This window comes from Arcobacter sp. ISO1, assembly GCF_058105185.1.
Window position 1 is genome coordinate 2,363,853 of record NZ_CM176573.1, and the last position, 25,216, is coordinate 2,389,068.

Sequence of the window (25,216 nt, forward strand, 5' to 3'; positions counted from 1 at the left end):
AAAATTATATCTTAATTGTTATTTCAACTCTTGCCAACTTAATCCAAGAGTTTCTGATACCTTTAATGGAACTCTTAATTTATATATATTCTCCATAATATCAACCAAATTTTTTGTTATTTTATCTATTTCTTCATTTTTTACTTCAAAAATTAATTCATCGTGGATTTGAAGTAACATTTTTACATTTTTATTACTTTTATATTCATTATGAATTTTTATCATAGAAAGTTTTATCAAATCTGCTGCACTTCCTTGAAATAATGTATTTACAGATTCTCTTAAAAATGCTGCTCTCATCATTGCATTTGCTGAATCGAAATCAAATAATCTTCTTCTACCAATCAAAGTTTCCACATAACCATCTTCTAAAGCTTTATCTTCAATTGATTTTAAATAATCTTTTACGCTAGTAAAATTTTCAAAATATGCATCTATATATTTCTTTGCTTCTTTTGCTGGAATTCCTAATGTATCTCCAAGTTTTCTACTTCCCATTCCGTATAATAAACCAAAATTTATTGATTTAGCAATTGATCTTTTTGAATCAGCTTCCTCTTCCCCAAAAATCTTTACTGCTGTTTGTCTATGGATATCTTTATTGTTATTAAAAGCCTCAAGTAATGCATTATCTTGCGAAAAATGAGCTAATAGTCTTAATTCTATTTGTGAATAATCAATCCCTAGTAATTTATATCCATCCCTTGGAATAAAGGCACTTCTAATTTGTGAACCTGCCTTGGTTCTTACTGGAATATTTTGTAAGTTAGGGTTCTTAGAGCTTAATCTTCCAGTTGCTGTTCCTGTTTGTAAAAAAGAAGTAAATATTCTATTTTCATCATTTTTATTCCCCAATTCAAGTAAAGGCTCAATATAAGTAGATTGAAGTTTAAAAGCCTCTCTATAATTTAAAAGTAAAGGAACGATATCATGCTCATCTTTTAGTTTTTGAAGGACAACTTCATTTGTACTATAGCCACTCTTTGTTTTCTTTGATGGTGGAAGTTTCAATGTTTCAAAAAGTATTGTACCTAATTGCTTAGGTGAGTTTATATTAAATTCTGTATTTGCTAACTCGTAGATATTTGAAGTTAATCTTTGTATTGTCTCTTGATTAGTTATTTTCAATTCTTCAAGTTTATTAACATCAACTTTAATTCCCAACTCTTCCATGCTAGCTAAGACATAAATAAAATCAAATTCATATTCATGGGCGATTTTTATTAATTTCTCACAATCTTTATTTTTAAACTCTTCTAATAATTTATAATAAATTTTATAAGTATATAATGCATCTTCAGCTGCATATTTACAAGCTTCTTCAATCTCTACATTAGAAAAATTTTCACCTTTTTTAACAACATCTTTAAAAGCAATCATTTTATGATCAAAATATTTTAAGGCTAAGGCATCAAGACCAATTTTTGAACTTGAATCTAAAAGCCATGCTAAAATCATAGTATCTGCAAATAAATTTAATTCAATATCTAATTGATTTTTAACTATTGAATAATCATACTTAAAATTTTGCAGTACTAGTTTTTTCTTATTTAGTTCATTAATAGCTTTTTTTACACTATCAATTGAAATTTGAGTTGGTACTCCTAAATAATTATGATTTATTGGCACATAATATGCTTTATCATCCTCATAGGCAAATGAAAAACCTACTAGTTTTGCATTTTTTGTGTCTAAATCAGTTGTTTCTGTATCAAAGGCTACTAAAGTATCATCTTTTATTGATTCAACTATTTTTATTAATTCATTTTGATCATTTAAAAGAATATATTCAATATTTTCATCTTTTTTAGCTGGAATAATAATCTGTTCTTGTGGCATTTTAGTTTTATAATTTAATCCCTCTTTATTAACCCTATCAATTATTCTATTCATATCGTATTCAAGTAAGGTATCAGCAATTTTTAATATTGGATTCTCTTGTGGTAAGGTATAGTTTTCAATCTCTTTGATGCAGTGACAATCAGTATGTAAAGTAACCAATTGTCTTGAGATATGTGCCATCTCTTTACCTTCATTTAAAAGTTTTTGCCACCTTGGCTTTTCAATATTTTCAATATTTTCATAAATAGAATCTAAGCTTCCATATTGTTTAATCAAGGCCTCTGCAGTTTTTGCTCCAACTCCTTTAACACCTGGAACATTATCAGCACTATCCCCCAATAAAGATTGATAGTCTGTAAATTGTTTTGGTTTTACACCATATTTATCAAAACATTTTTCTTCATTAATTATTGTTTTTTTAATTGGGTCAAATAAATAAATCTCATTTTTATCATCAATCAATTGATACAAGTCTTTATCGTGAGAAACTATTCTAACCTCTATATCGTTGCATTTAGCATCATTTGCAATTGAAGCAATTATATCATCTGCTTCAAATCCATCTTCCATTGCTACTTGAAATCCCATTTTAACAATCCAATCAATTGCAATTGGAAGTTGTTTTAATAAGTCTTCAGGTACGTCTGGTCTATGAGATTTATATTCATCGTATATCTCTTTTCTAAAAGTATCACCCTTTGAATCCAAAGCAAATACTAAATAATCTGTTTGAAAATCTTTTCCTATATTTGAAACAAAATTCATAAAACCTGTTAGTAAACCTGTTGGAAAACCACTTTTTGATTTTAGTGGAGGTAAGGCATAATAACTTCTAAATAAAAATCCAAATGTATCAATAACTGTAATAGTTTTCTTCATATAATAACTCTTTCATACTCTTGTTTAAAGATTTTATATTATAATATTGTCACTAAAAATAAGGTTTTATATTGACTAAGCAAGATATTGAAAAGCTTAAAAGAAATAATTTAGAATTACAAGAGATTATAAATAATTCTTGGGATGGTATTGGAATTATTGATGAAAACACCAAATTTATATACATAAATAATGCTTTTATGCCAATACTTGGTTTTTCAAAGGAAGAACTTTTAAGTACAAGTTTTTGTTCATTGATGGAAGAGAAGTTCAAAGAATCTTTTTTAAATCTTTTAAAAAACACTGATAAAAGTAAAAAATACAAAGCAGAAATTGATTTAGCTTGTAAAAGAAAAGATAAAAAAAGAGTTTATTTAAAAATCACCATCTCTACAATGTTAAACAACAATCTTTTTGTAATAAATACAAAAGATATCACCTCTCAAATCTCTGATGATGAAATTTTAAATGATTATGTAATATCGATGCATACGGACTTACATGGGCATATTACAAAAGCTAGTTCTGCATTTTGTAGACTTTCAGGATATGATGAAAAAGAATTAGTTGGAAAGTCTTTCTCATCTTTAGCTCATACTGATTCAGATTTGATTATTTATAAAAATATTTTATCAAATCTTGAAAACTTTCAAGAATGGAATGGAAAATTAAAAAAACTAAAAAAAGATGGTTCAACCTTTTGGATAAATTTACGTGCTAAGCCAATTTACAATAAATATGGTGATGTAACAGGTTACACTTTTTTGATGTTTGATATTACAAAAGAGATAAATCTAAATGATTCTTCATCTTTATTAAAATCTGAAATTTCAAAAGCAAAAGATGAGATTGAACAAAAAGATAAATTACTGCTACAAAAATCAAAACTAGCTATTATGTCAGAGACATTGCAGATGTTATCCCATGAATGGAGACAACCTTTAAATTTTATCTCAATTCAAGCACAAAAACTTGAGATCAATTACTCTATGGATGAAACCCCTTCGAAAAAAGATACTATTTCAACATTGGAAACAATCCATGATGAAGCTGTTAAACTTTCTAAAACAATTGAAAGTTTTCAAAAGTTTCTTCAATTAAAAAATCAAAAAGAAGAGATGACTTTCGATGATATTCTTAATAAAGTAACTGATAAACTTGCTTTAGAGTATGATATAAAAGATATTGTTTTTGAAAAAGAGATAAAAAAAGATTTAATTTTTAAATCTTTGAAAAATGAATTAATTGATGTCTTGATTAATATTATAAAAAATTCAATTGAAGCATTTAATAAAAACAAGGTTTCAAAAAAGAAAATAAAAATAAATCAAAATCAAATTGATGATAAACTTATATTTGAGATTTCTGATAATGCAAAAGGTATTGATGAGGAGATTATCCATCAAGTTTTTGAACCATATTTTTCAACAAAAGAGCAAAAACATGGTGTAGGATTAGGTCTTTATATGTGTAAAATAATAGTAAACATACATTTAAATGGGATAATTACTGCAAAAAACAACATAGATGGTACAACAATAAAAATTTCATTACCATATGAAAAATAAATATTATATTTAAAAAGGATTAAGTAAATGATTATAATACCTGCAAGATTAAATTCAAGTAGATTTGCAAACAAAATCTTAGTGGATATTCTAGGTTTACCAATGGTTATAAGAACTGCTAAACAAGTTAGTTCACTAGATAAAGTAGTAATAGCGACAGATTCACAAGAAGTGATTGATTTAGCCAATGAATATGGTTTTGATGCTGTTTTAACTTCAAGTGAACATCAAAGTGGCACAGATAGAATTAATGAAGCAGTAAATATTTTAAATTTAGATGATGATGAAATTATTATAAATGTTCAAGGTGATGAACCATTTATTGAACCAGAGGTTATAGAAAAAGTAATAAATAGAGTAAAAAAAGTTAAAAAAAATAATGAAGATATAATGATAACTAGTTGCTTTAAAAAAATTAGTTCAGAACTAGCAGATGACCCTAATCATGTAAAAGTGATTTTAGATGAAAACACAAATGCAATCTATTTTTCAAGATCTAAAATTCCATATCATAGAGATCATTATGAATCATCTTCTTATTATGGACATTTAGGAATTTATGGTTTCACTAAAAAATCATTAAATGAATTTTGTTCCCTTAATCAATCAAAATTAGAAACAATTGAAAAGTTAGAACAATTAAGAGCTATTGATAATGGTTATAAAATTGCAATGGTAGAAGTTGAGTCTAAATCTTTTGGAATTGATACAGAAGAAGATCTAAAAAATGCAATTAAGATTTTCAATTAGTTGCTTTTAAATAATTTTTTTATAATATTAGATAATCAAAAAAAGGTTTTATATGAACAAAGAGATATTAAATAACCTAGTAATCTTATATATTGAAGATGAAAATGATATTAGAGAGTTTACATTTAAAACCTTATCCTCTATTGTTAAAAAAGTTTTTGTATCCCAAAACGGTGCAGATGCGCTAGATATATATAAAAATAATAAAGATATAAATTTAGTGTTAACTGATATTAATATACCAAAAATTGGGGGCCTTGAAGTTTGTGAAAAGATTAGAGAAGAAGATTCTTCTATTCCACTACTAATTACAAGTGCCCATAGCGACCACTACTTTTTAAAAAAAGCTATCGATTTAAATGTGAGTTCATATGTATTAAAACCTGTTGATTTATATCAATTAGTACAAAATATGATAAGAGCATCTGAGCCACTATTTTTAAAAAAAGAATTAGAATCTGTAAATGTAGAACTTGAAAATAAAATTCAAGACGAAAAAAAAGAGATAAAAAATATTTTAGATACTCAAAAGAATATGATAATTCTTATTGAGGATGAAAAAATCATTGAAGTTAATAAAAGTTTTCAAGAGTTTTTCTCTATAGAAAATCAAGATAAATTTATTTTAGAGTTTGATACATTACACAAATTATTTAGCTCTGAAGATTTTTTTGAACCTTTTTTAAGCCTATCCCAAACAAAAGATATAGAAAAATTAAAAAAACTTAATGATTTAAATAAAATTATAAAAGTTAAAAACAATGAAGGCAATGAAATCTCATTTTTAATAAACATTGATAAAATAGAAAATGAAAAAAATAGATATATTTTAACTCTTTTAGATATTACTCAAATAAATGAAAAATTAAACCTATTTGATTTTCAAGCAAATCATGATGCTTTAACAGGATTATTTAACTATAACAAATTTAAAGATATTTTATCAAAAGAGATTAGACGAGATAAAAGGTATGGAAACGATTTATCAATAATTGCTTTTGATATATACAATTCAGAAAATCAACCATTAGATGATGAAGTGCTAAAAGAAACAAGTGAAATAGTTTTAAACAATATTAGAGAGTTTGATAGTATTGGAAGATGGGACGAATTTAATTTTTTAATTGTTTTACCCCAAACAAGAATCGAGGGAGCGCAATATGTTTCAGAGAAAATCAAAAAGAATATTATTAAAAATGATTTTTTTATTGAAAACAAATTAAATTTAAGTTTCGGTATTACAGTTTTAAATAAAGATGATAATCTTGAAAATTTAGTAAAAAGAGTAGGTTTATGTTTAGATGAATCAAAAAAAAGAGGGAACAATTATATTAATTGTTCTTAAAAGTTAAAACTTTCCCCTAAATAGTGTTCCCTAACACTTCCATCACTTTTTATCTCTTCTGCATTTCCAGAAGCAAGTAGGCTACCACTTTTCATAACATAAGCTCTATTGCAAATTTCTAAAGTTTCTCTTACATTATGGTCTGTAATTAATATTCCTATTCCAATTTTAGTTAATTCATAAATTATCTCTTGAATATCTTTAACTGCTATAGGATCAACACCAGCAAAGGGTTCATCTAACAATAAAAATTTTGGCTTAGATACTAAAGCTCTTGCAATCTCAGTTCTTCTTCTCTCTCCACCTGATAAAGAGATACCCTTTCTTTGTCTTATTGGTTCAATATTAAAAACCTCTAATAAATCTTCGACCCGCTTATGTTGCTCTTTTTTATCTTTTGTAACAATTTGTGCAGCTAACATTAGATTATCTTCAACTGATAAATCTTTAAAAATAGATGACTCTTGAGGAAGATAACCAATACCTTTTAATGCCCTTTTATGCAAAGGAAGTTCTGTAATATCCTCTTCATCAAAATAAACTTTTCCATTTGTTGGACTAACCAGTCCACATACTGTATAAAAAGTTGTAGTTTTACCAGCCCCATTAGGACCTAACAAACCTACAATCTCACCAGAATTTACTTCAAGGGAGATACCATGTAAGATTTGTGTTTTTTTAATACTTTTAGTAATACCTTCAATTCTTAATTTACTTTTTTTATTCATCTATTTTATATTGCCTTTTATTCTCTAGTTTTTCAATGTTTAAAACAAGTACATCAAAACCATATGATTTTAATAGTTTTTCTAAACGTTCATCACCCCACTCTACAAAGTGAATGCCATCTTTTTCAAACTCTTCTAACAAACCTAAAGAGATAAACTCTTCTAAACTTTTATTATAAACATCATAATGAAAAACTTTTTCCGAATATATTGATTGTAAAGAAAATGTCGGAGAGTTAACAACATCATCCAAACCTAAACTCTTTACAAAATGTTTTACAAAAGTAGTTTTGCCACTTGCTAAATCACCTCTTAAAATAACAACACAATTGTCTTGTTTAGACTTTGTTGATAAAGAGACTCTTTTTATTATTTTATCAATTTCATTTAAAGCTAAAATCAATACTTTTACCTAGTTTAACTTTAAAGAGGAATCAATAATTTGTTCTAATTTAGTTTTTGCTTTTCCACTTTGAATAGTCTCTTTTGCAATCTCTATACCTTCTTTTATATCTCTTGCTTTTCCATCTACTTCTAGTGCTGCTGCTGCATTTAACAATACAATATCAAGTTTTGCACCCTCTTCTTCATTAGATAGTATTGCTTTTGTAATCTTTGCATTATCAACTGCATCTCCACCTAATATTGCTTCTTTAGGAGATAACTTTATTCCATACTCTTGAGGGTCTATGACAAAGTCACTAGTTCTTTGATTGATTAAACTAGTTGCATAAGTTACATCACTTATAGATATTTCATCCATCCCATCTTTTGAACTTACAACCATAGCTCTATTTGCATCTAATAAAGTAAGTGCAGTAATCATTTTATTAATATAAGAATCACTAAATACGCCAATTAGTTGTTTTGATACAGTAGCTGGATTAGCTAAAGGTCCTAAAATATTAAATATAGTTCTATGTGGGATTGATTTTCTAATAGGCATAACATATTTCATAGCTGGATGGTGATTTTGTGCAAACATAAAACAAAAACCTGTATCTTCTAACATCTTTGCTGTATTTTCTAAAGAAAGATTTAAATTTAATCCAAGTGCTTCTAACATATCTGCACTACCACTTTTACTTGTAATACTTCTATTACCATGTTTTGCAACATAACATCCGCAAGCAGATAAAAGAATCGAAACAGTAGTTGAAATATTAAATGAATTAGATTTATCACCACCTGTTCCACAATTATCAATTATTTCTTCTTTTAAACTATAATGTACAGGTAATGGAATTAAATGGTCCCTCATAGCACTTGCTGCTCCTGCAATTTCAGCAGCAGTTTCACCTCTTTCGTATAATTCAATTAAATATTCTCTAACTTCTTCTTCGGGTAATTTATTTTCAAAAATATCATCAAATTTTAATTTAGCCATATTGAACATCTATTATCCTTCTATTTTCTCGACATATTCTGTCATTTTAGATTTTGGTGTGGATTTTGTAGTTGGTATTTGTAATACCTTAAATTTATCACTTTTTTCAAGGTATTTAATCTCAATTAAATCACCAACTTTTACCTCTTTTGCTTTCTTTACAGCTTGATTATTTATGAAAACAACCTTATGCTCAAGCATATCCTCAGCAACCGCTCTTCTTTTTGTAATATTAACCGCATTTAAAAATTTATCTATTCTCATAAATTAAATTATATCTAAAACTTTTTAAAAACACTTTTTTTAAAAATATAAGAATAAGAAAAAATAATACTTTCACAATACTATGTTCTACTATAATTTTTTTAACAATTGAAATATAAGTAAATAAAATTTGAATATTACATATTTCAAGTACATATAGGAGGTACTTATTATGTTTAATTTTGGGAAAACACAGGAAGAATCAGGGAGATTACTTGCAATGGAAGAAAACTATGCAATTATATCTTTTAAGCCTGATGGTACAATCATTCATGCGAATGATAATTTTTTAAATGCTTTAGGATACTCTTTGGATGAAGTTGAGGGAAAACACCACAGAATGTTTTGTGATAAAAACTATATAAATTCTTCTGAATACTCACAATTTTGGAAAGATTTATCAAGTGGTAAATCAAATATTAATGAGTTTGAAAGATTCAAAAAAGATGGTAGCTCAATTTGGATTCAAGCTTCTTATACTCCTGTAAGGGATAATAAAGGTGTAGTGATAAGAATTGTTAAATTTGCTCAAGATATTACAGACTCAAAAAGGGTAATTACGTCAGTAAAAGATGCCATTGATGTTGCAAAAGAAGGTAATATGAACCAAACAATAGAAGAAAGTACAACAAATACAGGTATTGAAGAACTTAAAAATGGAATCAATGAACTATTTAAAATAGTATCTTCTAAAGTTAATAACGATTTAAACAATATTACAAAAGCTTTAATCTCCTATCAAAACCTTGACTTTACATACAAAATAGCAGATGATAACAATCTAGGAGAAACTGCAATTGGACTAAATAACTTAGCGGATGTTATTAATAAAATGTTATTAGATAACAAAAAAAATGGACTTACACTAGAAAAAAGTTCTAATATTCTTTTATCAAATGTTGATAACTTAAATATAAATTCAAATGAAGCTGCTGCATCATTAGAAGAGACAGCTGCTGCTTTAGAAGAGATTACCGCAAATATTTCAGCAAATACACAAAATGTTATAAAAATGACTGACTTTGCAAATCAAGTTACCATCTCTGCAAATGAAGGAAAAGATTTAGCACAACAAACAACAACTGCAATGAATGAAATTGATGACGAAGTTAATGCTATAAATGAAGCAATTACTGTAATTGACCAAATAGCCTTCCAAACAAATATTCTTTCACTAAATGCAGCAGTTGAAGCAGCAACCGCAGGTGAAGCAGGAAAAGGATTTGCAGTAGTTGCACAAGAAGTTAGAAACTTAGCTTCTAGGTCAGCTGAAGCAGCAAAAGAGATTAAAAATTTAGTTGAAAAAGCAACAACTAAAGCAAATAATGGGAAAATAATTTCAGATAAAATGATTTTAGGATATAACTATCTAAATGAAAATATTAATAAGACAATTGAACTTATTTCAAATGTCGAATCTGCTTCAAAAGAACAAGAATCTGGAATTGTTCAGATTAATGATGCAATAAATAGTCTTGACCAACAAACACAACAAAATGCTTCAATTGCTAATCAAACTAAAGATATAGCTCAAGAAACAGATGAAATAGCTAAACTTATTGTTTCTGAAGCAAATGAAAAAGAATTTATTGGAAAGGATACTGCTTAAACAAAAAATAACATAATAAAAAGAAGAAAGCTATATAAACTATTTTATAGCTTTCTTTTGTTAAAATGCATTCTTTAAAATAACCATTTCATAGGATATATTATGAGCAAAAAAGAAGTTAAAAAAGTTGTACTTGCTTACAGTGGTGGGCTTGATACATCTACAATATTAAAATGGCTACAAGATGAGTATAATGCAGAAGTTATCACTTTTACAGCTGACTTAGGTCAAGGTGAAGAGGTAGAACCAGCAAGAGAAAAAGCACTTGCATGCGGGATTAAACCAGAAAATATTTTTATTTTAGATATTAAAGAAGAATTTGTAAAAGATTATGTATTTCCAATGTTTAGAGCGAATGCAATTTATGAGGGTGAATATTTACTAGGTACTTCAATTGCAAGACCTTTAATTGCAAAAAAACAAATTGAAATCGCAAATAAAATGGGTGCAGATGCTGTATCACATGGAGCAACAGGTAAAGGTAACGACCAAGTTAGATTTGAATTAGGATATTTAGGGTTAAATCCTGATATTACTGTTATTGCACCTTGGAGAGAATGGGATTTAAACTCAAGGGAAAAACTACTTGATTATGCAAAGAAAAATGGTATAGAAATTGACAAAAAACATATTGATGAAAATGGAAATCCAGTTGTTAGTCCATATTCTATGGATGCTAACCTTTTACACATTTCATATGAAGGTTTATTACTAGAAGATCCAAATGCAGAACCAGAAGAAGCGATGTGGCTATGGACTAACTCTCCTGAAAAAGCACCTAATGAACCAGAGTATATCACAATTGACTATAAAAATGGTGACCCAATCGCAATTAATGGTGAATCAATGTCTCCTGCAACAATTCTTGAAACATTAAACCAATATGGAAATAAACATGGTATAGGAAGAATAGATATTGTTGAAAATAGATATGTTGGTATGAAAGCTAGAGGATGTTATGAAACTCCAGGTGGAACTATAATGTTAAAAGCGCATAGAGCAATTGAATCAATTACTTTAGATAGAGAAGAAGCTCACTTAAAAGATGAGATGATGCCAAAATATGCAAAATTAATCTACCAAGGTTATTGGTTCTCTCCTGAAAGAGAGATGCTACAAGCGGCAATTGATAAAACGCAAGAGAATGTAGAAGGTAGAGTTAAATTAAAACTTTACAAAGGTAATGTAATAGTTGTTGGAAGAGAATCTGAAAAATCTTTATTCTCTGAAGCACACTCAACTTTTGAAGAAGATGAAGTTTATAACCAAAAAGATGCAGAAGGATTTATTAGACTTAATGCGTTAAGATTTATCATAGCTGGTCAAACACAGAACAAATAGTTATTTTATTTACAAAATGGTTACAAAGTAACCAGTTTAAACTTCACATATAAGTCAAGTAGTTATATAATTACTTGGCTTTCTTACTTTAGAGACTGCCCTATTAAAAAAATAAGGGTAAACTTGAATTATTTAAAAGACTTAGAAACAATCATTAATATTAACTCATATACTCATAACAAACATGGTGTTGATGAGGTTAGTAGTTACATGAGCAAATGGCTAGAAGATCTTGGCTTTTCCAAAAAAGTATATAAAAGAGAATTAATCGGTGATCATATCTTATATCAAACTACTAAAAAAGTTGGGAAAAAAATACTTTTATTAGGACATAACGATACTGTTTTTCCTAAAGGGTATTTTGAAAACTTTAGTGAAGATGAAAATTGGATATATGGTCCTGGCGTATGTGACATGAAAGGTGGGAATATTGTTGCACTACAATCACTTAGAAATATTTTCGACAAAAACAAAGAAATTTTTAATATTGACTTTTTATTAGTTTCTGATGAAGAAACAGGAAGTGATGACTCAAAAGAAGTTACAGCATCAATTGCAAAAGATTATGATTATTGTTTTGTATTTGAAGCAGCAGGCAAAGAACTTGAGGTTGTTACTGCAAGAAAAGGTGTTGGTAGATATATTATTAAAGTTGAAGGGAAAGCCGCACATGCAGGAACTTCATATAAAAAAGGTATAAATGCAAATCTTGAAGGAGCTATTAAACTTCAAAAGTTCCATGAATTAATAAATTTTGATGAAGGAACTATTGTAAATGTAGGTAAAGTTGAAGGTGGTATTGGAATTAATACAGTATCACCACATTGTGAAATGTTAATGGAATTTAGATTTGACAAAATTAGTGAACAAGAAAGAGTTATGAGAAGTGTTGAAGAGATTACTAATAAATCTTTTGTAGAAGGTACCATTTCACATGCGGAGGGTATAATACAAAGAGGAGTAATGGAGCAAAACCAAAGTCAATTGGATTTAATTAAATTTTTTGAAGAATTAACCAATCAAAAAATTGAAACTGAAAGACGAGGTGGTGTTAGTGATGCCAATATTGTTGCAAGTTGTGGAGTAACAACAATTGATGGCTTTGGTCCTTTTGGAGACGGTGACCATACAAAAAAAGAAAGAGCATTAAAAAATTCATTCAAACAGCGAATCGAAATGATGACAAAAATTTTAGATTTTTATCAACAAAAATAGTAGGAATATATAAATTAGGAGAACTTATGGGAGGAAGAAAAATTGGTATGTGGTTATACCAAAATGGCGGTGGTGATATAATTCAAGAAAAAATTATTGAACGATTAAATGAAAAAGGAATTGAGGTTATTCCTAATATTAACCTTAGAGATGCTATTGCAAAAAATGGACACATTTTATATGAAAGAGATGGCAAAAATATTAAATTAGATAAATTAGATTTATTCTTTTCATACAATGCTGGAGAACAAACTCAATATCAAATGTATTTATATAAGGCCTTAAGTAAAGTTATTCCAATGATTAACTCTTTTGAATCTTTTGAATTAACTGAAGATAAATTTCATACATCATTTATCTTAAGAAGAAACAAAATACAAACTGCAGATTATAAACTTTGTCATAGGGATGATACAGGACAGTTAAAAAAGATAATTAAAAAATGGGATAAAATGGTTTACAAACCAACTGATGGTTGGGGTGGAGTTGGATTAACTAAAATTGAAAACGAAGAAACACTTGATATGTTATTGCCATTTTTAAATCAAATGGATTTAAGATTTTTTTATGTAGAAAAATTTATTGATTATGACAATAGTGACTTTAGAATAGATATTGTAGATGGTGTTTATGTTGGTGGCTATGGTAGAAAAGCTGGAGGAACAGATTGGAGAACAAATGTTACTAGTGGAGGAAGTGTTTTTAAAAGAGAGATTCCAGAAAGTGTAATCGAATTGGCACTAAATGCCGCTAAAGTTACTGAACTTGATATCGCTGGAGTTGATATTATCTATGATAGAAAAAAAGAAGAGTATATTGTTTTAGAGGTTAATGGGATACCTGCATTTCTAACTCCAGAGCAAGAAAAAATTGGTATAGATTATAATAATAAAAAAATTGACTTAATTGTTGATTTAATTGATAGAAAAACTAAAAAATAATTAATAAATTGAGAAGGAAGTTAGGAATGAAAAAATTGCCGAAGTTAGGTTTTTTGTATTTAGATTATGTTTTGAGATTCTTTGACAAATCAAATTTTAAAGGTTGGCCAGACAAAATTGAAACTGTTACATACCATTGGAAAAATGATAAAAATAGATTTATAAAAGAAATTAAAAGAAAGAAAATTGATGTGCTTATAGGAAATATTCCTGCAACTGCATATGATACATTTGTTGAGATTTCAAAGGAACTACCAAATGTTAGATTTGTTCCATCTTTAGAAACTCAATTTTCAAATAAATCAAAAGAAAATGTTACACTTTTTTGTGAAAAATATAATTTATCAGCACCTTATACAAAGATTTTTTATAATAAAGAAAAAGGCTTTAAATACCTAAAAAATAAAGCCAAATATCCACAAATAGTAAAAAGAAGTTATGGACCATCAAATTATGGTGGATATTATGTACACAAAGTTGATAATTACAAAGAAGCTAAGACTTTACTAGAAAAAGAGAAATACACTCCAATTTATACACAAGATGCCATTGATTTAAAATTCTCTGGAGATATTAGAGTTATGCTAATTGGACATAAACCAGTTTGTGCCTTTTGGAGATTTTCTGGTGAAGGAGAATGGATTACAAACACCTCTCAAGGTGGTTCTATGTCATATGAAAATATTCCTATGAATGCCTTAGAATTGGCTGTTGAAGCAAGTAAAGCAGCAAAAGCTGAGTATTGGGCTTGTGATATTGCAATTGATGCAAAAACTGATAAAGCTTATATATTAGAATGTGCAACAGCATTTGCAGCCTTTCCATATATTAGAGATTGGATTTGTCAATATTTAATGTGGGATTTTTCAAATGGCAAATTTCCAATGCCTCACGTTCCAATGTTCTCATGGGAAGAGCTTGGGAAAATTGACTCATCACTATTAAGAACAATGAGACATATTGGTTTTAGTAAATATAAGCCATCTTGTGATGGAACATATTTTATCAAAGAGCCAAAAGATAAATTTAAAATGGAAATGGCAGAACCTAGTTTACCAAGTGATGTACCAGCTTCTATTGCCCCTGAAAAGTTACCAATTGCAAAAGAATTATCAAAAAATGCAACTAGAGATAATTTAGAAATTAATAAATTAAATTTAAATTGTGCATCTTTAACAGATTTAATGACTCTTCATGGTATGGAAGAAGATTTAGCTTTAGAAATTAGTGAATATGCAAAAGATAATGTAATAACTGATTCTAGTGATTTATTAGAGTTAGAATCTATAGATGAACAAGTTTTAAAAACTTGGGATGAAGATTTAGATGATATGAGAGTTGACATAAACACGGCAGATGAGACAATCTTAAAGAAAATAAAAGGTATTGGTGCTAAACTTGCGAAAAATATTTTTGAATTCAGAGATAAGAATAAAGGATTAAAAGATTTAGATCAATTAAAAGAGCTTGAAGGGATTGGGAAAAACAAACTTGCTCAATTAAAATCTAGACTTAAAATAGGAGAGTAATTTTTGAAACAACTTTATCGATCATATAATGAATCGACTGAAATTTTTAAAGGTTTAGAAAAAAGGTTTCCTAATAATTTTAAATTAGAATCTATAGGCCAAACTTGGGAGAAAAGAGATATTAATTTAATTACTATCTCTATGGATATAAAAAAAGCAGATGAACAACCAGCACTATTCTTTACTGGTACTATCCATGCAAGAGAATGGATAGGTCATGAGTTAGCTGTAGAATTTGCTCAATATATATTAGAAAAGCTAGATACAGATACAACTTTACAATCATATTTAAAAGGAACCACTATTTATATGGTTCCTTGTGCAAATCCAGATGGTTTTGATTATTCTTATAATCACTTCTCTTTTTGGAGAAAAAATAGAAGACCAAATGCAGATGGTTCTTATGGTGTGGATTTAAACAGAAACTTTCCAATTGGTTATGTAAAATCAACAAAAACAACATCAAATGTGTATGGTGGTCCAGAACCATTTTCTGAACCTGAAACTAGAGCATTAAGAGATTTTGTTGAAGCCCATGAAAATATCACTATTGCTTTAGACTACCATTCACAAGGAAATGTATTTTTCCCGGCACATGACTTTAGACATGAAGATACAATTGATACAACTGACATGAACACCTTATGTGCAAATATGGCTGAAGAGATTAGAAAGATTTCAGATAGGGAGTATGGTATCCATCAAGGGAAACCACCTATAAAATTGATCTCTGGAAGTGGTAGAGAATTTTATCATTCTAGGGGAATTATCTCAACTGTTGTGGAAGTTGGAACTAGAAATATAAGTGATTATATGGACGATATGAATGAAAACTTACGGGAACATATTCCTGCATTACTTTCTGCAGTAAACGAGGTTCAAAACTATTCAAAGAATAATTCGGTAAAAAGAGTTAATAGCTTTGAAATCACTGAAATAGGTTCTCACCATGTAAATTTAAAATGGGAATATGAGTCTAATGAAAATATTTTCTTCGAAATTTATAGAGCCCAAAAAGATAAACATTTTTGTAATAGTTCAAACCTAATTGCAAGAACACAAAATTTAGAATTTAGTGATATTAATTTAGCTTCAAATAAAGATTATTACTACAATATTAGAGTTGTAAATAAATTAACAGGCGAAAAATCACCCTACTATCCTCAAATAAGACTTAGAACAGATTGCGATTATGATGAATTTAGTAGAACCTATTACTCAACAGCAAAAGAGACGGGTTATGTTGCAGAAAACCTAAATAATAACGATTCACATTTTGGGGTAAACTCTTTATTTGTGGGGATAGATGAGAATAAAGGTATCTCTTATGCTATTGTAACAGTTAGTTTAAAATCTGTTCCAGAAAATGCAATTATTAAAGATGCTTCAATAAATCTTTATCCAATTAATAGAGTTTCAACAACTATTGAAAAATTTGGAGAATGGAATGTTGGTATTGTAAATCAAGAAACAATGGGTGATATTACCAAATACGAAGACGTCGATAATATGCAAATTATTCAATATATAGGAAGACCTACAGAATCTCACCAATTAACACAAGGTATTTGGAGAACATGGAGTTTTTCTGGAATGGAGTGTAAAACTCTTCAAGAAATGGGTCAAAAATATGGGAAAGTTGTATTTAGAGTTGAAGGTCCAAAAGAGTTAATAATTGGTCGTACTAGACAAATGATGCAATGGGATATTGGGTATGGAAAATTTGGTTATGGCTTAACGTATAGACCAAGATTAGAACTAACATACACAATAAAACCAACTATTACAGAACTTTATCCAAAAAAAGTATTTACTGTTTGTAAAAATTGTGTTAATCAAGATGGTATTTCATCTGGATTTGATGAAAATGGTAAAAAAATATATTCCACCTTTGAGTTTAATCTATCATCAATGCCACCCCATGAAGATACAATGATTACAAAAGCTTACTTTGAGTTAAACTCTACAAATATTTATATAAAAGATGATATTCGGTTTCACCTTGAATTTGTAGATGAAAATATTGACCAAGATTATGATTCAATAGCAAATAGAGAAGTTATTCAAAATATTGGTTATGATGTAAGTGCCAATGAATTAAAGAATAATCAAACACAATATTTTCCATTTGATAGTTTTGCCGAGATTATTTTAAATGAGAAACTAAAAAGTAAATCTAATGTAGCCTTTGTTTTAAAACCAACCTCTTCTAAAAAGAGTATAAAGAATAAAAGTGTTTCTTGGGAAATTAAAAACCAAGCACTTTCACCAAAATTAATTATTGAACATATTCCAAAAAGAAGGTACCCTCTTCCAAAAGTTACTAACACCTCATTAGCTTTGGAAAATGGTAAGATTAAAATAAGCTGGGAAAATCCTAAAGAAGCTGGATTTACAGGAACTAAAGTTATTAAAAATGCATTTAGAGAACCCTATTCTACACACGACGGACAAAAACTTTATGCAGGAACTGATAACTATACATATGATGACTTTGGGGCTAAAGATATTGATAAGTATTATGCTATTTTTACCTATGATGAAGTTCCAAATTATTCAGAACCAGTAATTATTAAATACGAAGCAAAATAGTTAATCTATTTTGCTTCTTGCATTTTTTAACTCTCCAAGATATAATATTTCCTTTAATTATAAGGGGAAAAGATGATATTAAAATTTAAAGAACATTATCCAAAAATAGAATCTAGTGCATGGATTGCACCAAGTGCAGATGTAATAGGAAGAGTCTGTGTTGGAGAAAACTCATCAATTTGGTTTGGATGCGTTTTAAGGGGTGATGTAAACGATATCATAATTGGTAGAAATACAAATGTACAAGATTTATCGATGATTCATATGGATTCAGACTCAAAAACAATTTTAGGTGATAATGTAACTATTGGTCACAAAGTTATGCTTCATGGCTGTACAATTGAAAATAATTGTTTAATAGGGATGAGTGCAACAATATTAGATCACGCTGTAATTGGAGAAGGTTCAATTGTAGGAGCTAACTCTTTAGTTACATCAGGAAAAGTATTTCCTCCAAAAAGTTTAATAATGGGAAGCCCTGCTAAAGTAGTAAAAACATTGACTGATGAAGATGTTGAAAAATTAATACAACATGCTGGTCGTTATGTGGATTTTAAAAATGAATACTCTTAATATAAAAAGGCTTTAAAGCCTTTTTATAAATCCTTTTTCAAAATCTTTAATGAGTCATTTAATAAATCTTTTATATCAAAAGGTTTTGTAATATAATGACAAACACCTAAATCTTTTGCTCTATTTACAGTATCAATATCATAAGCAGATGTTACTATACATGGAATTAAAGGATTAATTGATTTTATATCATATAACATCTCTAATCCATTTTTATTTGGCATATTAATATCCGTAATAATCAAATCAATCTTATCATTAATAAATCTTTTTAAGCCATCTTGCCCATCTTTTGCTACTATTACATTAAAAAAATATTTTAGACAACATTCCACATTACTTCTAATAAAACTTTCATCCTCTACATAAAGTACTGTAAAATTTTTTAGACTTTCTACTTGAGTCATATTACACCTCCTGCCTATACATGAAGTATATGCAAACAGTGTATTAAAAAGGTATCATTTTGTGTATTTTAAATTAATTCTGTAGCCAAATCCATAAACGTTTTCAATATCTATTGTTGGGATTTTTTTTCTTAATCTAGAGATAATATTTTTTAGATTAGCAATATCAGGGGCATTATTCTCATCATCTGACCATAAATAATTCAATATCCCTTCAACACTTTGTGTTTTTTCATAATATTTTAACAACATCTCTAAAAGTTTAGTTTCTTTTTTAGTAAGTTTAACAATCTGATCATTTTGATATATTTGTTTTAAGTCTTTATCCCATTTTAACTCTTTATCAATTACGACTATTGAGGTATTAATTTCTTCATCTTTATTGTCATTTGCCTCTTTTAGTTTTGTATATAAAACATGTACAAAAGAGTCATAATTTAATGGTTTTGTTATAAAATGTGAGATTCCTATATTAACTAACTCAAGAAGATAATGAGTTTCGCTGTGAGCAGATAATACAATTAATAGTTGTTCATTATTCTCTTTGTAGATTAATTTAGCAAGTTCAATACCATCCATTTTTGGCATTTGTATATCAGTAATTACTAAATCAATATATTTATCATTTTCTTTTTTGTGATTTAAATATTTTTTTATACCTTCATCACCATCTTTTGCAACTATAACATTTGAAAAAATAAGTTCAAGTAACTCTTTAGTCTCTTTAATAATATCATCATCATCTTCAACTAAAAGAACACTTTTGTTTTTTGCGTACTTTTCAAGCATTATATAATCGACCATTTTATCTCCCAAAAAGAATTATTAAATTATACTATAAAAATAATTTATAAAAGGTATAAATATAATGGATAATAAATATTTAAATACTTTATTTAATAATACAATCGAAGGAATTATTATAATAGAAGATGGTTTTATTAAAAATATAAATAACGCTATGCTTGATATATTAAAGTATGAGAAAAAAGAGGAATTAATAAATAAATTAGCTACTGGAATTTTAATCCCTAATATAAATAAGAAATATTTAGAATTTAATAATGATGTATACGAAGAGGTTTCGTTATTTTCAAAAAATGCTGAAATTGTTCCAGCTATTATAAAAATTAAAGATTTTGAATACGAAAATAGTTCTTACAAAATTTTATATGTACTTAACTTAACTGAATTAAAACAAAATGAAACTTTATTGATAGAACAATCTAGAATGGCAGCAATGGGTGAAATGATATCCATGATTGCACACCAATGGAAGCAACCTTTAGCTTCACTTGCAGCTGCAATTTCAAACTTAAAATTTAGACTTGAAATTGATAAAGTAGATAAAGAGAGTTTACAAAATAAACTAGTTGATATGGATAAATATATTATTTATATGTCTGAAACAATTGATGATTTTAGAAATTTCTTCAAAAAAGATAAAGAAAAAATGCATGTTCCTCTAGATTATGTAGTAGATGTCTCTTTAGAAATGTTAAAAAAACCCTTATCAAATATAAAAGTTACCAACAAAAAAATTAAATTAGATAAATTATATATCTATAAAAATGAGCTTTTACAAGTTGTATTAAATATACTAAATAACTCAAAAGATGCATTTGATGAAAATAAAATAAAGAATGCTTCCATTAATATAAGTTATAAAGAGAATAATAATGAGCAAATAATTATTATAAAAGATAATGCTGGGGGAATATCAAAAGATATAATTGATAAAATATTCGATCCATATTTTACAACAAAAGAGAAAAAAAATGGTACAGGTTTAGGACTTTATATGTGTAAAACCATCATAGAAAAACATTTTAAGGGCGAAATAAAAGTCAAGTCAGAAAAACAAAACACTACCTTTAAAATTATAATAAACAAATTCATTTAAGAGAATTTGTTTTATTTTTAAAAAATTATTTAAAAGTTATATAAAAGTAATAATAATTATTGTATACTTTTCTTTATGAAAAATTTGCTTGATGCATATCTTGAAAACATTCAACAAATCCTTAACTTTTCTGACGTAGCTTGGTGGTTAATAGACTGCAAAAATGACCCTAAGCATTTTTACTGCAATAAACTAATGACAGAAAATTTTAACTTAACAAATAACAAAAACAAACATTCAATAGATTCATGTGATTTTTTTAATGATTTTAAAGATTGTTTAAAATCTAAGAATAATGAATATTCTAAAATTTTCCCATTTTTAGATGAAAAAAGAAATGAGATAAAATATTTTTCAAGTAGATCAAAAATACTTAAAAAAGATGATAATGGAAATATTGAATATATTTATGGTTTTATTGAAAATATAACAAAAGAAGTGAAAAATAAAAACAATGTCAATGAATATGTTGATATTATTGATAAAAATGTAATTATATCAACTACAGATACAAGAGGTATTATAACAAATATTTCTAGTGCTTATTGTAATATAACAGGCTATCAAAAGAATGAGTTAATTGGTAAAAAACATAGTATCTTAAAACACCCTGATACACCACGGACTTTATATAGAGACATGTGGAAAACAGTAACTTTAGGTAAAAGATGGGATGGTGAGATCAAGAATATCAGAAAAGATGGAAGTGAGTTTTGGATAAAACTTGTTATCTCTCCTACTTTTGATGAAGTTGGAAATGTCAAATGTTATACCACAATAAATCAAGATATTACAGATAAAAAAATCATTGAAAATCTTTCTATCAAAGATACATTAACTGATGTTTTCAATAGACGGCAATTAGACAATCTATTGGAAAAAGAACTCTCTTTTGCACAAAGATATAATATTGAATTCTCATTGATTATTTTAGATATTGATTATTTTAAGAATATCAATGATCAATTTGGACATTTAACAGGGGATAAAATACTTGTTGAAATTTCTAAAATCCTTAAACAACATACAAGAAAAGTTGATTATGTAGGAAGATGGGGTGGTGAAGAATTTTTAATAATATGCCCTAATTCAAACTCAAATATTGGTGAAAATGTGGCATTAAAACTTAAAAGTCATATTGAAAAATATGATTTTAATATATCACAAAATATAACTGCAAGTTTTGGAGTTAGTCAATATAAAAAAGGTGATAATGTTGATGATGTTTTAAATAGAGCTGATAATGCCCTTTATAAATCAAAAAACAACGGAAGAAACCAAGTAAATATCTTAATCTAATTTTTACCCTTTTTTAGATAATATAAGCACCTTTTTAACAATTATAATAACAGGTAAAGCACATGAAAGTAGTAACTGGCGTAGTGGGAAATGATATCCACGTAGTAGCAAATAGACTTATAGAACTTTCACTGCAAGCAAGAGGATTTGAAGTATTTAACTTAGGTGTAAATACTTACCTTGAAGAGTTTATTGATGCAGTGATTGAAACAAATGCAGATATTTTATTAATCTCGTCACTTAATGGTGAAGCAGAGGGTTGGGCTAGAGAACTTAGAATCTTAAAAGCACAATATGGTAATTTATTAGACAATGTTGTATTCATGATTGGTGGTAACTTAGTAGTTGGTACTGGTAGTGCTGATGATATTGTTCCAAGATTTAAAAATTATGGTTTTGATTTAGTATTTCACCAAGTGGATTTAAATACTGGTTTAGATGAACTTGAAAAATTCATGGAAGGAAGAGAATAATGAGTTTACTTCAAGAAGAAAGAAATATTATTTTAAACAACGAATATGTTGATAATTTTGATTTTGCAGAAGTAGAAGAATTTGTTAAAAATGCTTCAAAAGATTTATTCATCTCACATAATTTCAAAACAAAAAATAAAATGTTAGTGCAACCAAGAGGTGGTTTCCCTACATACAATAAAATGTTTGCTTTATATGAGTTTTTTAATGATGCTGATGTTGATGTTCTTCCTTGTACAATTGATTCAAACACAAGACTAAATGATTATGCAACTTCAAAAAAAATGCTTAGACTTTCAGAAGAAAGTGAAGTTGATATGTTAAATGGTTACCCATTAATAAATCATGGATATAGAACTACTAGAAAAATGATGACTCACTTTAATAAGCCTATTTCATTAAGACATGGTACTCCTGATGCAAGACTTTTAATTGAAACAGCAATAGCTTCTGGTATTTTTGAAATAGAAGGTGGTCCAATTACTTACCTTTTACCCTACTCTAAAAATTTCCCACTAGACAAAGCATTTTTATACTGGAAATATGTAGAAAGAGTTTGTGCACAATATTCAAAATTAAATGAACCAATCAATAGAGAATCATTTGGGCCATTAACTGCTACTTTAGTTCCACCATGTATTACAATTGTAATTCAACTTTTAGAGATGTTACTTTCTCTTGAAGAGGGAGTTAAATCATTTTCTGTTTCTTTCTCTCAACAAGGGTCAATGAATCAAGATATTGTTACAGCTTCAGTTTTAAAAAAGATGGCAAAATATTACGCTAAAGAGATTGGATGTGAAAATGCAGATATTCACCTTGTTTATCACCAGTGGATGGGTGCATTTCCTGAAGATCAAAACTTTGCAACTCAGTTAATTTCAATGAGTACTGTTATAGCTTCTATGGTAGGTGCTGATAAGATCATCACAAAAACTAAACAAGAAGCCTCAGGAATCCCAACAAAAGAAGCAAATGCAGAAACTGTTGCAAATACTCAATACTTACTTAGGCTCTTAAAGGGTTTACCAAATATTGTAGACCAAGAAGAAGAAGAAAATCTAACAGCTGAAGTTATGGCTATTATGGAAGCAGTGTTTAATAACAGTGCTGACACTTTATGGAGAAAAGTATTTAACTGTATTAAAGATGGGACAATTGATGTACCATTTTCTCCACATATAATTAATCACAACAATATGATTACAATAAGAGATAAAAATAGAAATATTAGAATAATAGATAGAGGAAAAGTTCCAATTCCAGACAAATGTTTTGAATATGAAAAATCTCAATGTGACTTGAAAAAAGATACTACATCAATTGTAAACGATATTATCCATGATATCGGTATTATGCAGTGGTAAGGATGAATATGAGTGAAATAAATAATAAACTATTAATTGATGTTGGAAGTACATATTTTAAAGTATGTACAGTTCATGGAGTTGAACAACATTTTAGAGACTTTAATAAAGATATTTATGATGATTTAACATATAAATGTGGTGACACAATTCATAATTACAAGAAAGATGATGTATATATTTGTTCATCGGCGAATGGTGGTTTGAGTACTTTAATTATTGGAGTTACAAACTCCTTTTCACTAAAATATGCTACAAATATTGCTTTTAACTCTGGTATTAATATTATTGATACTGTTTTATATAAAGACATTGAAAAAACTTCAATTCCAAGTGATTTAATTGATGTTGTAATAGTAGTTGGAGGTATTGATTCAGTTTCTAATATTTTTGATGAAAAACTATTTAATTATTTAGGGAAAATCAAATATTCAAATATTGTATATGTTGGAAGCTCAAAAGAAGCACCTTTTTTACAAGAAAAAATAGAAAAGCTTGTTATTCTACCAAATATTATTACAAATAGACTTCATGTTAAAGAGGAACATCTAAAAGAGTATTTAACAAACCTTTATCAAGCTGATATTATGGGTAAAGAAGATATAAAAAGTTTATATGAAATCACCTCTAATCAAATCTACTCAACACCATATATTGTTAATAAAACTTTACCTATGATAGATGGTAAATTTAAAGTCGCAAATCCATATATTTTAATAGATATTGGAGGGGCAACTACTGATATACACTATTCAAAAGATTTAGTTGATGAAAACATGGTAACACAAAACGAATATGATAGATTAGTGTTTAAAAAACTTGGTGTATATAAATCAAGGGAATCATTAATCTTCGCAGCAAAAAACAATGAGTTTGTTTATGAACTATTAGCACATCTAAAAGTTACTGAAAATATTTTTGATGAACAAGGTGAAAAAAACACTAGAATTCTAATGCAATTAGCAATATTCTTAGTTTTATGCAAGGTTTCAAGTTTTAGAAAAGCTTATGTAAACTTAAAACTAAATGTACTTAATTCTATTGTACTAACAGGTGGAATTACAAAGGTTCTCAAGCAAGAGGAAATAGAAGATATAGTATCATTTTTCTATAAGAAGATTCTAAACTCTAACCACAACCCAACTATCGTAATGGATAATAATTATGATATTTGGACTTTGGGTATGAATAAATAAAGGAGCAA

Annotated in this window: 21 protein-coding genes and 1 pseudogene; 15 read left to right on the plus strand and 7 right to left on the minus strand. The window is 27.7% G+C overall.

The genetic code is table 11. The annotated features are described in order from the left end of the window. Nucleotides 1-18 precede the first annotated feature (18 nt). A complete protein-coding gene (gene polA / locus AC2TY9_RS11805; RefSeq protein ID WP_489777695.1) occupies nucleotides 19-2,721 on the minus strand; it encodes a DNA polymerase I in 2,703 nt (900 codons plus the stop codon). 71 nt (nucleotides 2,722-2,792) lie between these two features. On the opposite strand from polA, the gene AC2TY9_RS11810 reads away from it, so the two are divergent. From AC2TY9_RS11810 to AC2TY9_RS11820, 3 genes are read left to right on the plus strand one after another with little or no spacing between them, the layout of a single operon-like run. After that, nucleotides 2,793-4,289 carry a PAS domain S-box protein gene (locus tag AC2TY9_RS11810; RefSeq protein ID WP_489777696.1) on the plus strand — a complete coding sequence of 499 codons (1,497 nt, stop codon included), beginning with the start codon at nucleotides 2,793-2,795 and terminating at the stop codon, nucleotides 4,287-4,289. A gap of 27 nt (nucleotides 4,290-4,316) precedes the next feature. Further along, nucleotides 4,317-5,039: a 3-deoxy-manno-octulosonate cytidylyltransferase gene (gene kdsB / locus AC2TY9_RS11815; RefSeq protein WP_489777697.1), complete on the plus strand. Its 723-nt coding sequence runs from the start codon at nucleotides 4,317-4,319 to the stop codon at nucleotides 5,037-5,039. 52 nt (nucleotides 5,040-5,091) lie between these two features. After that, complete coding sequence (locus tag AC2TY9_RS11820) at nucleotides 5,092-6,384, plus strand: response regulator (protein WP_489777698.1); 1,293 nt, start codon at nucleotides 5,092-5,094, stop codon at nucleotides 6,382-6,384. Here the strand turns inward: AC2TY9_RS11820 and lptB are convergent. The 4 genes from lptB to AC2TY9_RS11840 are packed head-to-tail and all read right to left on the minus strand — an operon-like array spanning nucleotide 6,381 to nucleotide 8,763. Beyond that, a complete protein-coding gene (gene lptB, locus AC2TY9_RS11825; protein ID WP_489777699.1) occupies nucleotides 6,381-7,112 on the minus strand; it encodes an LPS export ABC transporter ATP-binding protein in 732 nt (243 codons plus the stop codon). The genes AC2TY9_RS11820 and lptB overlap by 4 nt on opposite strands. Beyond that, on the minus strand, nucleotides 7,105-7,515 hold the full coding sequence (gene tsaE, locus AC2TY9_RS11830) for a tRNA (adenosine(37)-N6)-threonylcarbamoyltransferase complex ATPase subunit type 1 TsaE (protein ID WP_489777700.1): 411 nt from the start codon (nucleotides 7,513-7,515) through the stop codon (nucleotides 7,105-7,107). The genes lptB and tsaE overlap by 8 nt, the downstream gene beginning before the upstream one ends. Before the next feature lie 9 nt (nucleotides 7,516-7,524). Then, nucleotides 7,525-8,508: an anthranilate phosphoribosyltransferase gene (trpD, locus tag AC2TY9_RS11835; protein WP_489777701.1), complete on the minus strand. Its 984-nt coding sequence runs from the start codon at nucleotides 8,506-8,508 to the stop codon at nucleotides 7,525-7,527. 3 nt (nucleotides 8,509-8,511) lie between these two features. Then, entirely contained in the window at nucleotides 8,512-8,763 is a 252-nt protein-coding gene (locus tag AC2TY9_RS11840; protein WP_489777702.1) for a S4 domain-containing protein, read from the minus strand. Between the two features lie 220 nt (nucleotides 8,764-8,983). Between AC2TY9_RS11840 and AC2TY9_RS11845 the strand changes: the two are divergent. The 7 genes and pseudogenes from AC2TY9_RS11845 to AC2TY9_RS11875 form a co-directional block, all read left to right on the plus strand. After that, nucleotides 8,984-10,363: pseudogene (locus AC2TY9_RS11845) on the plus strand (methyl-accepting chemotaxis protein); the annotation flags it as partial. A gap of 111 nt (nucleotides 10,364-10,474) precedes the next feature. Next, on the plus strand, nucleotides 10,475-11,713 hold the full coding sequence (locus AC2TY9_RS11850; protein ID WP_489777703.1) for an argininosuccinate synthase: 1,239 nt from the start codon (nucleotides 10,475-10,477) through the stop codon (nucleotides 11,711-11,713). Nucleotides 11,714-11,836: 123 nt separating this feature from the next. Then, on the plus strand, nucleotides 11,837-12,928 hold the full coding sequence (locus tag AC2TY9_RS11855) for a M20 family metallopeptidase (protein WP_489777704.1): 1,092 nt from the start codon (nucleotides 11,837-11,839) through the stop codon (nucleotides 12,926-12,928). Nucleotides 12,929-12,954: 26 nt separating this feature from the next. Further along, a complete protein-coding gene (locus AC2TY9_RS11860; RefSeq protein ID WP_489777705.1) occupies nucleotides 12,955-13,869 on the plus strand; it encodes an ATP-grasp domain-containing protein in 915 nt (304 codons plus the stop codon). Between the two features lie 26 nt (nucleotides 13,870-13,895). Then, nucleotides 13,896-15,398 carry a helix-hairpin-helix domain-containing protein gene (locus AC2TY9_RS11865; protein WP_489777706.1) on the plus strand — a complete coding sequence of 501 codons (1,503 nt, stop codon included), beginning with the start codon at nucleotides 13,896-13,898 and terminating at the stop codon, nucleotides 15,396-15,398. Between the two features lie 3 nt (nucleotides 15,399-15,401). Next, entirely contained in the window at nucleotides 15,402-17,990 is a 2,589-nt protein-coding gene (locus tag AC2TY9_RS11870; protein WP_489777707.1) for a M14 family zinc carboxypeptidase, read from the plus strand. 72 nt (nucleotides 17,991-18,062) lie between these two features. Continuing rightward, on the plus strand, nucleotides 18,063-18,563 hold the full coding sequence (locus tag AC2TY9_RS11875) for a gamma carbonic anhydrase family protein (protein ID WP_489777708.1): 501 nt from the start codon (nucleotides 18,063-18,065) through the stop codon (nucleotides 18,561-18,563). Between the two features lie 23 nt (nucleotides 18,564-18,586). Here AC2TY9_RS11875 and AC2TY9_RS11880 read toward each other — a convergent pair whose 3' ends face one another. Next, on the minus strand, nucleotides 18,587-18,970 hold the full coding sequence (locus AC2TY9_RS11880; RefSeq protein ID WP_489777709.1) for a response regulator transcription factor: 384 nt from the start codon (nucleotides 18,968-18,970) through the stop codon (nucleotides 18,587-18,589). 54 nt (nucleotides 18,971-19,024) lie between these two features. After that, nucleotides 19,025-19,774 (minus strand): response regulator transcription factor, encoded by a 750-nt coding sequence (locus tag AC2TY9_RS11885; RefSeq protein ID WP_489777710.1) that lies wholly within the window; start codon nucleotides 19,772-19,774, stop codon nucleotides 19,025-19,027. Nucleotides 19,775-19,838: 64 nt separating this feature from the next. On the opposite strand from AC2TY9_RS11885, the gene AC2TY9_RS11890 reads away from it, so the two are divergent. The 5 genes from AC2TY9_RS11890 to AC2TY9_RS11910 all read left to right on the plus strand — a co-directional run bounded on the left by AC2TY9_RS11890 (nucleotide 19,839) and on the right by AC2TY9_RS11910 (nucleotide 25,208). After that, a complete protein-coding gene (locus AC2TY9_RS11890) occupies nucleotides 19,839-20,873 on the plus strand; it encodes a sensor histidine kinase (protein WP_489777711.1) in 1,035 nt (344 codons plus the stop codon). A 75-nt stretch (nucleotides 20,874-20,948) separates the two neighbouring features. Next, complete coding sequence (locus AC2TY9_RS11895; protein ID WP_489777712.1) at nucleotides 20,949-22,172, plus strand: diguanylate cyclase; 1,224 nt, start codon at nucleotides 20,949-20,951, stop codon at nucleotides 22,170-22,172. 62 nt (nucleotides 22,173-22,234) lie between these two features. Then, nucleotides 22,235-22,645, plus strand: a complete 411-nt coding sequence (glmS, locus tag AC2TY9_RS11900) for a methylaspartate mutase subunit S (protein ID WP_489777713.1) — start codon at nucleotides 22,235-22,237, stop codon at nucleotides 22,643-22,645. Then, nucleotides 22,645-24,012: a methylaspartate mutase gene (locus AC2TY9_RS11905; protein WP_489777714.1), complete on the plus strand. Its 1,368-nt coding sequence runs from the start codon at nucleotides 22,645-22,647 to the stop codon at nucleotides 24,010-24,012. Before glmS ends, AC2TY9_RS11905 begins: the two co-directional genes overlap by 1 nt. An 8-nt stretch (nucleotides 24,013-24,020) precedes the next feature. Then, complete coding sequence (locus AC2TY9_RS11910) at nucleotides 24,021-25,208, plus strand: glutamate mutase L (RefSeq protein ID WP_489777715.1); 1,188 nt, start codon at nucleotides 24,021-24,023, stop codon at nucleotides 25,206-25,208. The last annotated feature ends 8 nt before the right edge of the window (nucleotides 25,209-25,216 follow it).